Annotated in this window: 11 protein-coding genes; 1 reads left to right on the top strand and 10 read right to left on the bottom strand. The window is 42.1% G+C overall.

All coding sequences use genetic code 11. The features are described from left to right. The 9 genes from AACZ40_RS05970 to AACZ40_RS05930 form a co-directional block, all read right to left on the bottom strand. A partial coding sequence (locus AACZ40_RS05970; protein WP_291167526.1) for a hypothetical protein occupies positions 1–870 on the bottom strand: 870 nt, incomplete at its 3' end. A gap of 31 nt (positions 871–901) precedes the next feature. After that, positions 902–1,825, bottom strand: a complete 924-nt coding sequence (locus AACZ40_RS05965) for a DUF1559 domain-containing protein (protein ID WP_291167529.1) — start codon at positions 1,823–1,825, stop codon at positions 902–904. Between the two features lie 95 nt (positions 1,826–1,920). Then, entirely contained in the window at positions 1,921–2,829 is a 909-nt protein-coding gene (locus AACZ40_RS05960) for a DUF1559 domain-containing protein (RefSeq protein ID WP_291167531.1), read from the bottom strand. A 61-nt stretch (positions 2,830–2,890) separates the two neighbouring features. Beyond that, on the bottom strand, positions 2,891–3,328 hold the full coding sequence (locus tag AACZ40_RS05955; protein WP_291167534.1) for a hypothetical protein: 438 nt from the start codon (positions 3,326–3,328) through the stop codon (positions 2,891–2,893). 14 nt (positions 3,329–3,342) lie between these two features. Further along, positions 3,343–3,930 (bottom strand): hypothetical protein, encoded by a 588-nt coding sequence (locus tag AACZ40_RS05950; RefSeq protein WP_291167537.1) that lies wholly within the window; start codon positions 3,928–3,930, stop codon positions 3,343–3,345. Continuing rightward, the gene (locus AACZ40_RS05945; protein WP_291167540.1) at positions 3,927–4,364 is read right to left on the bottom strand and encodes a hypothetical protein; all 438 of its coding nucleotides are present in this window, start codon (positions 4,362–4,364) and stop codon (positions 3,927–3,929) included. The genes AACZ40_RS05950 and AACZ40_RS05945 overlap by 4 nt, the downstream gene beginning before the upstream one ends. 11 nt (positions 4,365–4,375) lie before the next feature. Next, entirely contained in the window at positions 4,376–5,899 is a 1,524-nt protein-coding gene (locus AACZ40_RS05940; protein ID WP_291167543.1) for a type II secretion system F family protein, read from the bottom strand. Positions 5,900–5,929: 30 nt separating this feature from the next. Continuing rightward, a complete protein-coding gene (locus AACZ40_RS05935) occupies positions 5,930–7,192 on the bottom strand; it encodes a type II secretion system F family protein (RefSeq protein ID WP_291167545.1) in 1,263 nt (420 codons plus the stop codon). Further along, entirely contained in the window at positions 7,192–8,274 is a 1,083-nt protein-coding gene (locus tag AACZ40_RS05930; protein WP_291167548.1) for a type II secretion system F family protein, read from the bottom strand. Before AACZ40_RS05930 ends, AACZ40_RS05935 begins: the two co-directional genes overlap by 1 nt. Before the next feature lie 281 nt (positions 8,275–8,555). Here AACZ40_RS05930 and asnS point away from each other — a divergent pair, with 281 nt between their 5' ends. Further along, a complete protein-coding gene (asnS, locus tag AACZ40_RS05925) occupies positions 8,556–10,094 on the top strand; it encodes an asparagine--tRNA ligase (protein ID WP_291167551.1) in 1,539 nt (512 codons plus the stop codon). Between the two features lie 23 nt (positions 10,095–10,117). Here asnS and AACZ40_RS05920 read toward each other — a convergent pair whose 3' ends face one another. Further along, positions 10,118–10,972, bottom strand: a complete 855-nt coding sequence (locus tag AACZ40_RS05920; protein ID WP_291167553.1) for an alpha/beta hydrolase — start codon at positions 10,970–10,972, stop codon at positions 10,118–10,120. Between the last annotated feature and the right edge of the window lie 217 nt (positions 10,973–11,189).

Below are 11,189 nucleotides of genomic sequence, written 5' to 3'. Positions count from 1 at the left end.
ACAACTGGCCGCATAATTCACTTTTCGGGAGTCCGCCAGTCTTGGGCTATCGCAAGAAGCGTATGTGGCGTCCGACTCTTGTACTGGGTTCTTTTTTACATTCAATATTTTTGAGGTAACTGAACTGTTCTTGTCTGCGTTGAGAGTCCGCAGTAACTCTGCATATGAAAGATCGTTCAGCTTTTGTTGGTGGTAATAGACAACTCCATTTCCATAATATGCAGGAGAAGCTTGTCGCTTTAATGGAGAGTACGAATCAGGAAATAATAACGGATCACCATTTGAATTATGAAAGATGTGCAGTATGCCTCCCGAATAGACCCACTCTTTAAAGGCTTCACGCCGCGTTTTCTCCCATCTGGGAAGGTGATCTAAGAGCATGATCTGTAATGCATCTGTCGCCCCTGTAACGGGAGGATAGAGATCCTCGGGAAATTGCTTGATACCAGGGATGACAGTACTCAATCTGTCTGGTGCGACCAGTTGTATAATTGACTTATCTGATACCGGGCGGGGAGACAGGAAAGTTTTTGAGTGCTGAATGCCTTTCTGGCTCCAACTGATTCTCCAGTTGGCATTAAAGTCAGAAATATAGGGATAAAACTGGAGCCATTTCTTTTCGAAGGGGGCAACGTATGTGGTTGCCGCAAGGGCGATATCAATTTGTTGTCCTCGAAAGGATTCCTGGTGAAAAAAGATTTCACCTTCAAACGGTGTGGAATCCGGGTTCTCGACCAGCACAGTGACAGGATTAATGTGATAAGCAGTAAGGCGATCATTAAATCCCCATCGAATATCATGAAATTCAATGGCTTCGGCAACCTGTTCGCTCGTAACAACGAACACTAGAAGTACGAGTAACCATTTCAAGTATAAGTTAGCTGGAAGCATTTTATGAATTCTAAAATTCTCCAATCAGATTCGAGTCGTGTCGGTTAGCAAGGTTTTTGAGAATCAGTTCGTCGGTCAACTGGCTGACATATTTAACTGACCCATCTCCAAAACAAAAGTGGGCTCCACCTGTATGATTGCTTGAGAATCCAGCTGATTTCAGCAACGATAAACGCTCTTCCGGGGCTAGCTCTTTTATTACTTTGGGAGACTCATCTGAGAAATCAGGAGATGATTGGGTTTCAAATTCATTCATCTCAGCTAAATCGGAGTTCTCTTCAAAGGAATAATGTCCTCTGCCTCCATAGTTAAATCCCAAACCATAGTTCTTGGGTGTAGACATGTTGGAATTGATTTTGCTACCCATATTCCTGAGAGTAGAAGATGATCCGGAGGTCCAACTCAAAAAACCACCATCGCTTGCTTCTCCTATAAATATTGTATGTGATCGACCATCCTTTAAATCTTTTTCTCGGATACTGCTGTTTAAAAATAAGACGCCATTATTGTTTATGTCTATAGGTGACTCCACGTCATTATGACAGCCAGTATAGTTCCAGGTGTCATTTGGATTAGATGGACAATAAAGTCCGGGGATATTGTGATTAGCGATTGTGCGATTTTTTAGATCGTAAACGCCATATTTAAAATCATAATTGATGAAGGCCGTTTTTTCGTCCAGTTGTGGTAGTATTTGAATCAACCAGCCTACATGATACCCAACAGGTCGATTCAGAATTGGGCCGCTCGAATTAACGGTTCCCGAAGGAAGAACACGATGTGCCATCTGGTAATTTTGCAAAGCCAGGCCGATTTGTTGAAGATTATTTTTACAAGTCGTTGCCCGTGCTGCTTCTCGAGCCTGCTGCACTGCGGGTAATAAAAGTGCAATCAGTATCGCGATAACCAGAATGACTGTAAGTAATTCGATCATCACAAAACCAGAATGGTGCCTGAGGCTTTCTCGAATTAGTTTCATGGTGCAACAATTTTACAGAAGAATAGAAATACGTGTGACATTTCAATCAGTTAAAATTCTGAGAGGAGCTGGCCATCGTGCCGATTAGCCAAGGCTTCATAGACAGACTGATTGATATTTTCGCTTAAAAATCGAATAGCACCATCACCGATACCAAAATGGCTCCCTCCTGTATGGTAACTCGAAAAACCGCCTACAAATGATTTTTTATTGCTGGTATTGGTGACTGGAGTATCAGAATCAGTTCTTTCATCCTCTGGCGTGAAGCGTCTTTCATATGCGTCCTGTCCGGTAAATATCTTTCCGTCATCTGAATTAATCCGAGTGCCGGAATTACGGAGTGTGGAGCGTGTTCCCGAGACCCATCCCAGTTGATTTCCTTCGATAAATTCACCGACAAAAAGAGTTTTCGAGCAACCATCCAGAATGTCGTCATAACTGACACTGCTGTTTAGAAAAAGGACTCCATTAGTATCTTCACTGATCGATGCTTCGATATCGTTTTGTACTCCGGCATAACTATGACCCTGATTCGGATTTGATGGACAATGTAAAGTAGCAATACGATAATTGGCAACTTCCTTGTTTGCGGGGTCATAAACACCTCTATCAAAGTCATATTTATTGAAGGCGGTTCGCTCATCCAGATAGGGTAAAATCTGCAAAAGCCAACTGACATGATAACCTTTCGGTTCATTGAGGATAGGACCGGTGGGATTGACCGAGCCTGGTGGAAATACATTGTGGGCCATCTCATAATTTTGCAACGCCACATTGAGTTGGAGCAACTTGTTCTTGCAGGATGATCTACGTGCTGCTTCTCGTGCCTGTTGAACAGCTGGTAGCAGCAGGGCGATTAGTATGGCTATGATTGCGATCACTACCAGTAATTCGATTAAGGTAAAACCTCCACGAATTCTCCGCTCATAACCAGAATTAGATGATGCCAGGTGTTTCATAACAATTCCTTCAGTTTAGCTTGTCTTTAGAGAAGGAGAATAAATTCTCAATAATTGAATTTTAAAGCTGGACTGGCCATTCATGAATGACGCGAACCCGTTTGCTTTCGTCTGCCGGATAGCTTGCTTTGGTTCGAACTAAAATGGTACTTTGATTTTGTTCAGAATTTCTCTCAATTTCGATAATCACCTCTCCAGGATATACCCCACCCATTTCCTCTGACGAGATCTGCCAGACCTCACCAGAATAATCCATGTTTTCTTTAAGTCTTCTAACAGTGCGTTGGACAGCAGCTTCGCCAAGCCAGGTTGCCTGTAGATGGAATTGCGATTTTTTTAATTGATTGATTTCAAGTGAGGTCTGCTTTAACAATTCACCGACGACAGCCAATGCAAGAATCAGGCAGACTAACGGGATTATGATAACGGCGCCCTTACGGGAACCGGGTATGAGATTGTGGTTCTGAGAGAATGAAGAATCGAGATCGATTAATTTCATAACTCACCTAAAGCTTATTGCTCTTTATTTATTACATAAGAATATTTCCGGTTAATCACTGCATCAAACTGGAGTGTACTATACGGCATTTTGACCGTCTCATTTTCATGAGAATTATCAGTTGTCATTTTTAACTGCAGGGAAGCAATCTGGCGCTGGTTGATATTTTCAATGCGAAAATGAAGTTGCCCTTCTGAAATCGGATATTCATTCCGTGAAATTAACTTATCAGAAATTATTTGTTCGCGGCTGATAAAATTTCCATAGCTGTTTTCGCCAGCTGAGTAAATTATGAAACGGTCAACCCCTATATCTAACTTCAGTTTTTGTCGTTGTTGTTTCTTTTCCGATATGAGTGATGCCCTTCTGGCAGAGGCGATGTCTTGTCGAAACTGCTTCGATAATCTCTGGATGTTAAATGATTTATGGATGCGGTCTGTTCCTTGTAACTCTACTCGCATCAGAAATGCCAGCATGGTTACTCCCACAGTAAAAATGACCGAGATTAACGAAATCATTACCAGCATTTCAATCAGGGATACACCATGAGGCGCTGATCGAATAAACTGAATTCTGCAATGATTAACCTGCAGGCGATTCATGTTTTATCCTCCAGATTATAAAACCAGATCGAGAGTGAAACAGGATCTACAATTTCTCCATATGGATTTTGCCACGTCAGTTGGATAATCAGTTGTTTTATCGCAGGTAACTTAGGGTTTTCTATCAGGTTGAAGGCGAGTTTTGGCTCTTTTAAAGATAGTTCTTTCGTTACTTCTTCCTGGTATGAATCCAGTCTTTGGGAAGTAAGGCTGTTCCAAGTTTCTTCTGCTTTCAATCGTTCTGACAGATTGGTCAGGGTTGTCGTTGCAATAAAGCGCTCGTTGAGGGACTTTCTCTGAAGATTGACGACACGTAAAGTCGGTATTGTTATGGAGACAGCTGTGCTGACCAGGATTAATGAGATAAATGCTTCAAAGATGGTAAATCCTGACCGTTTATTCCATTCTGAATTATTCTGATGTTTGTATATCATGGAATCTAATTTCAACTGAGATCAAATATTAAATGAATCATGGGGATAAACAATGCAATGACAAACAGTCCCACGACGACTCCCAGAAAACAGACAACAACTGGTTTTAAGAGATCTGCCAGTACCTTCAGTTTTCTGGTTCTGCGTTGTTCTATCGTGAATGCCAGTGACCTCAATACTTCGGGCAGGTTGCCAACACGCTCAGCTGTGTCACAAAGTGCCGCTTCAGAACGGGAAATGATTTTAGCATTCTGTAGAGACTTCCAGAGGTTTTCACCTTGATTAACACTGGTTTCTACAAGCCGCGATCTTATTTTAACATCTGACCAAAGGTGGTATTGAGAAGCGGAACTTAATGCGACCTGAGGCTGTTGTTGTGCCGAAATGGATTGGGCTATTTGCCTCAGGCAATCAGGTGTATTTAAACGCGGGAACCAGCCTGTGAAGTGAGGCACTCGTAGATTTGACCACCCGTAATAATTCCCAATGTGTATCAGAATTAATAATGTAAACGGGACTGAAAAGACTGGTAAGAACAGAAAAAAATTGGCAATGATAAATTCACTAAGATTAATCACCGTAAGAGTCATGGGAGGGAGTTCGGTGCCGAAATCCATGAATATCTTTTTAAACTTGGGGATGATCCAGTACATGATAAAACCTGCAACTGAAAACAGGATCGTTCCAATGACGGTCACATAGACCGCAAGATAGGTACCGCTTGGATTCCCTGATTCGTTCTTCAGGTATTTTGAAGACTGCACGGCAGCATCGCGGAGCGCTATACCCAGAGTATTGCTTTCTTCTCCAATACGAATTGCTACGACAGCTGATTGAGGGACGAGTCCTGGAGTATCAGAGAGGGCGGTTGAAAGAGAGATGCCTGAATACATTCGACTACTGAGTAATTCAATTTTAGTTCGATACTTTCGTGTTTGCGTTTCTGCATAGGCATCAAGTTCAGGACCCAGTGGAATATTTTTTTCAACACATAATGTTAATAACCAGAGTAATTCAGATTCATTAGCCCGTTTGTTTAATGAAAATATATTGATGAGAGAACTGAGCACTAAGCATGCCAGTAGTAATGGTAAAAATGATACTAATATGGGCAGGAAGATGAGTGAGGGGAGTCCCACCAGTATCCAGCCGAAAATCCGTATTGATTGAATTTTCATCTGCAATCGTTCGGGCAGGTCGTATTCCTCCCCCTGATTCAGAGCGGAAGCTACTTGAATACACTGAAGTTCCTGAAAGATGGTAACAAGATAGAGAATCAGGCTGGGGATAACCAGAAGTAAAGCACCCAGGGATGACTGTTTGTTGAATAGGATAACAATAATGCTGAGACCAGTTAAACCAAATCCGCAGAGCATCAGGAAAAACGAAAACAGAATCCAGCAGACTTTAATCAGTGGGTTAACGCCTTGGTGACCAAAGTCTTTTATTCTGCGAGCCAGCAGAATTGAGGAGACTCCTGCGATCGGAAAATAGGCAAAAAATGCCAGACAGAATATAAGACCAAGTGATTCCACTGACGATTTAACTTTCTAGTAATCTGGTGATTACGAGAGATCATTGAGGAGCTTTATGAGCGGTAAGTAAATTGCCCCGATTGGGAATGTAATAATAATTAAGATTCCAGCTAATATGATTGGCTGTAGAGCAAATACCAGAGAGCCGGTTTTCATATTTGCTTTGGCCTGGAAAATATTGCTGCTGGCTCGTAAAGAATCGATAAATATGTCTGGACGATCTTGCCAGCGAAAAATATGGATAAAGCTTTTTGAGAACTGAGGAATTCCAGAAGAGGTTTCTGAGAGACTTAAGCCTTCTTTCATTCTACTTTTCAGTACTTGGCAACCCGCGATCAGATTGGGGTCGTTAGTTGTCTTTGCAGACAGTTCGATGGCATCAGGAAGATATATTTTTGCTTCAGTCATAGTGGCCAGCATACGACAGAATTGAGCATAAGAGGTATTGCTGAGAATACCACCAAATACAGGGATCTTATTAATCAGCCGTCTACGAACAGGCTGTAATTTAAATAAATCGAAACCGAACCAGAAAGCCACTGATAACAGTAGAAACCAACCCAGAATTTGGAGACCATGTTCAGAAAGTAGATCTGAAATTTGAAAGGCTAGAACTGTCAGGCTGGGTAATTCAGTGCCAAATCCCTCAAATATCGATTCGAAGCTGGCAACTACTGTAACCATCAAAAAATAAAGCAGCAGAAAAGAGGCCGCAATAAGCACTCCAGAATAAAAGAGAGAAATTTGAATTTTGTGACGAGATTGCGCGAGACACCTTTGGCTTTCGATATAATCTTCGATGATCGATTCCAGGTGTGCGGTTTGAGCTCCCGCCAGAATAATTGATTCCAGATGATGTGGTATTGAATTCAAGTTTCGACCTAAGCTGTCTTCGGGGGGCATGCCTTGTTCCAGATCATTTGCAATATTCTGGAAGATGCGAGACAGCTTCCGAGAACTGGTTTCTTCAGCCAGTGTCAGAAAGCTGGCTGACAGCGGAATTCCATGGATTTCCGGTTGAGAAAAATTCGGTAAATCGCTTACATATTCTGAGTCCGAATACCAGGCAGCCTTTCCAAAGTCAGAAAGCTGCACACATTCAAAATTTTCTATTTCAAGACGCTCCGATTTTCCGGCATCGATGTCGCTCTCGGATAATAACAGGTCAACTCGCAGGATTTTTAAACCTTGCTCCATCAGTTTGATTCGAGCAGATTCATCACTTGCTGCTTCAATAATTCCTTGCAGTTCCTGCCCCTCTTTATTCAGACAGCTATATGAATAGCGACTCATTATAATGTGGGACTCCCTAGCATTTTTAATAACTCAATAAAAGGAAGAAAAACGATAATGGCGTAACTGGCGGTGATACCACCAGCCACTATGACGAGTAATGAGATCGGAAGAATACGTTTCACCCAATCGATGCGATTTGAAACTCGCGATTGATAAACGCGTGAAATTTCAGAAAAAATTCTAACGAGATGGTTTTGATGCGCATCCTTTATCAACATCTTTTTTATATAAGATGGAAAATATTCACTGTTTTGAATTCCATCTGGTAATGAAGAACCGCTTTTCAACTTTTTAGAGAGTAATTCGGATTCTGAAATCAGTTTCGAATTTCCGGTAGAGCCAGCCGCCAGCACCAGCGCTTCATGTAATGGAACATGATAGGAAAGCAGGATGCTGATCATTTTTGTAAAAGTCGAAAAATTCATTTCCGAGATCAATTTTTGATATCCTGGTATCCAACCATAGGCAACTGTGGTAAATACACCCTTGTAGAAAGAAGTGTTTTTCTCTCTTGTAAGGAGGAAAGAGAAACGGCTTGCTTTCCAACTGATGATCAAGGACAGAAATATTACTGGTACAATCAGAAACCAGCCCTGATAGAAATAAAAGAACTTCGCGACTAAATCCATTAACCGCGTATTGGGGACTTCGAACATTTTGTGAATCTCAAGCAGTTCCGGAAATATGATAAAGCAGGCGAATAGTGAAAGAAAAAAAGCCATGACCAGCACAATGCCAGGATATATCAATGCTATACTGATTTCCTGACGCAGTTCCATCCTTGATCGTGCAAATGCGGTATAAGCCGACAGTGCTTCCGGCAGTTTTCCCATTCGTATGGCTGATTTCAGCAGAGATATATACGAATGGGGTAGATCATTCGCCCCTGGCTCAATGGCTTCTTCCAGAGAAAAACCTTCTTCTATTCTAAGAGCCAGCTGTTCCGTGAATCGTTTTGAATCTTTATTTAAATGTTTGGCTGCGTTTCGCAGTCCTTGATCAAGGGGGATCCCTGCGCGAATCATCGCGATCAGTTCATCGTTTAAATCTACCAGATTAGCGATCGATATTTCCGGCATCTCTTATAATCAGACTTAAAATTGAGGTTCGGTTTTTAAATTTCGGGCGGGCCTGTGGCCGGATGTTCATTCTGCTCCTTCTGATAATATTTTGCTACATGTTTCTTGAAAAAATATTCCGATGTGAAAGCCAGTCGATTGAAACTCATTGAATTCTGCTACTGATTAATAGATCCCGAGTGGAACAGATTTTGTTTAAAATTCATCTCACTCCTTCGGGAATAACAGGATCAGTGGCAGCAACTGATATATCAGTATGTCCTTATCCCAGGTCTCCTGCCATGATCTCTTCAGAATTACAGTTTACAGAATCCAGAATGCAAATTAAAAAGGGATGCAGAAAGCAGAGTAAGTATTGCATGTGCTTAAACTCTTGGTGTAAAAGCGATTTAAAAGAAAATAATTCAATTCTGGAAAGTGTCACTTCAATGATCCGAACAAAAATAAAAGCGGCGCTGCATACTTCTCAACCGGGAGAAACAATCAAGGTTTGTGGCTGGGTTCGTACACGTCGAGATTCTAAAAGTGGATTTTCTTTTGTGGAATTGAATGATGGCAGCTGTATGGCCAATCTGCAGATTGTGATTGATCAAAATGTTCCAGACTATGAAAGAGTGATAAAAGATGTGACCACCGGGAGTAGCCTTTCGGTGACCGGCAAGGTGATTGAGTCACCTGGAAAAAACCAGAGAATTGAATTACATGCAGAGTCGTTCTATCTGTATGGTACTGCGGATCCCGAAACATATCCGCTACAGAAAAAACGACATAGCTTTGAGTTTTTGAGGGAAATTGCTCATTTGCGCCCACGCACAAATACTTTTGGAGCAATTACGAGGGTCCGGAATGAAGCTGCTACTGCGATCCACCGATTCTTCCAGACGCGGGGATTCGTTTATATCCAGACTCCCATTATTACTACCAGTGATTGTGAGGGAGCTGGAGAAATGTTTCAGGTGACCACACTCAATTTAGACCGACTGGCTCAAGTCCAGACAAAGATCGATTTTTCTCAGGACTTTTTTGGAAAGCCGGCTTCGCTGACCGTCTCTGGACAATTGGAAGCAGAAATATTTGCAACATCGATTGGTGAATGTTACACATTCGGTCCCACTTTTCGAGCTGAGAATTCAAATACAACTCGTCATTTAGCCGAATTCTGGATGATTGAGCCTGAGATGCCCTTCTACGATCTGCAGGATAACATGGCACTGGCAGAGAGTTTTGTGAGAACTGTTATCGGTGATGTTCTGGAGAATTGTGCCGAGGATATGGAATTCTTCAACCAAAGGATCGATAAAACAACTCTTGAGACCTTACGCAATATTACAGAAAATGAATTTATTCGCATCTCGTATTCAGAAGCGATCGAGATTGTGAAATCCAGTGGCAAAGAATTCGATTTCCCCATTGAATGGGGTAGCGATATGCAGTCTGAACATGAACGCTTTCTGACGGAGGAGCATTTTAAGCAGCCTGTAATAGTATATAATTATCCCAGAACGATTAAACCTTTTTATATGCGCTGCAACGATGATGGCAAAACAGTTTGCGCAATGGATGTGCTTGTTCCTGGAGTCGGAGAAATTATTGGCGGAAGTCAGCGTGAAGAACGTTATGATATTCTGGTAGACCGTATGCAAGAGGGCGGCTTAAATCCAGATGAATATTGGTGGTACACCGATCTGCGTAAATATGGAACTGTACCACATTCAGGATTCGGATTAGGCTTCGAGCGTCTCATTCAATTAATCACATCAATGACAAATATCAGAGATTGCATACCGTTTCCCAGAACTCCCAAAAATGCAGAATTTTAACGAAATCAGGCGTACAAAATTCTTCAAGGGTTCAATAAATACTTTTTGAACCAGTCCACAACTGCCTGACTGGCACGGTTTTGGTCTTCACCTTTAAAGCCATGTGCAGCATCTTTAATAACGATCAGTTCGGCTGGAACTTTTTGTTCTTCGAACTTCTTCATAATATTATTACTATGACTTATGGGGACCAGTTTATCCTGGTCTCCATGTATGAGCAGTGTTGGCGGATCATCAGGGGTCACATGGAGAAGGGGAGAAAAATCATCTGCCAGATCCGCTTTGAACTGCAGAGCAGGAAATCGGTGGTAATAAGGAGACTTCTCATCCACGAATTCTCGAATATCGGTTGGTGGGTAATAGGCGGCAACTGCTGCTACCCGATTACTGTTCTTTAAAACGGGGTCTTTTGTATCAGGATCACCTTGATCAGAAGTCGTCCCGAGTATTAGCGAAAGATGTCCGCCTGCACTGCCTCCCCAGACACCGAGCTGATTGGGATTAACGCCATATTCCTGTGCGTGCTGTCGAATGAAGCGGACACTGCGTCGAACGTCTTCCACCACTTCCGGGATTTTAAATTTGGGGCTGCTACCATGCCTGACACAGAAAACGGTGAATCCCTCTTCCAGTAGTGGATTAAACCAACCCAGCATACTTTGAGGCTCAGTCCAACGTGAATACCAGCCGCCACTCACCATAAACAGCACTCCCGCTCCATTGGGCTTTTGAGGTTGGAAAACGTCGAATGTCAATGCCATACCAAATTTGTGACCATAAACTACGTCTGGAATAATTTTAACTTTTTCATCTGCAGCTCCGGAATGTCTGGGAAGTAGAGTCAGAATAAGAAATACACAAGCCAATACCGATTTCATCTAATCTCTCCTAATATTCTTTTCCTGGAAATGACATTACGAATGAATTCTTATAGAAGCCTGTTGGTTAACAAAGAAAATGGCAGTTCATGAGTAGTAAGTGCTGAGTGTTTACCTGGAAGCAAAGTCTTATCCTTGGATTATCTTGACCTTCCCGTGCCGATAGCAAGGATAGGGATTCAATATCATTTAAATCTATTTGAGGTTGAATGGGTAG

It is taken from the genome of uncultured Gimesia sp. (genome assembly GCF_963972345.1).
Taxonomy (GTDB): domain Bacteria; phylum Planctomycetota; class Planctomycetia; order Planctomycetales; family Planctomycetaceae; genus Gimesia.
This window is presented reverse-complemented; position numbering and strand designations above follow the sequence as displayed.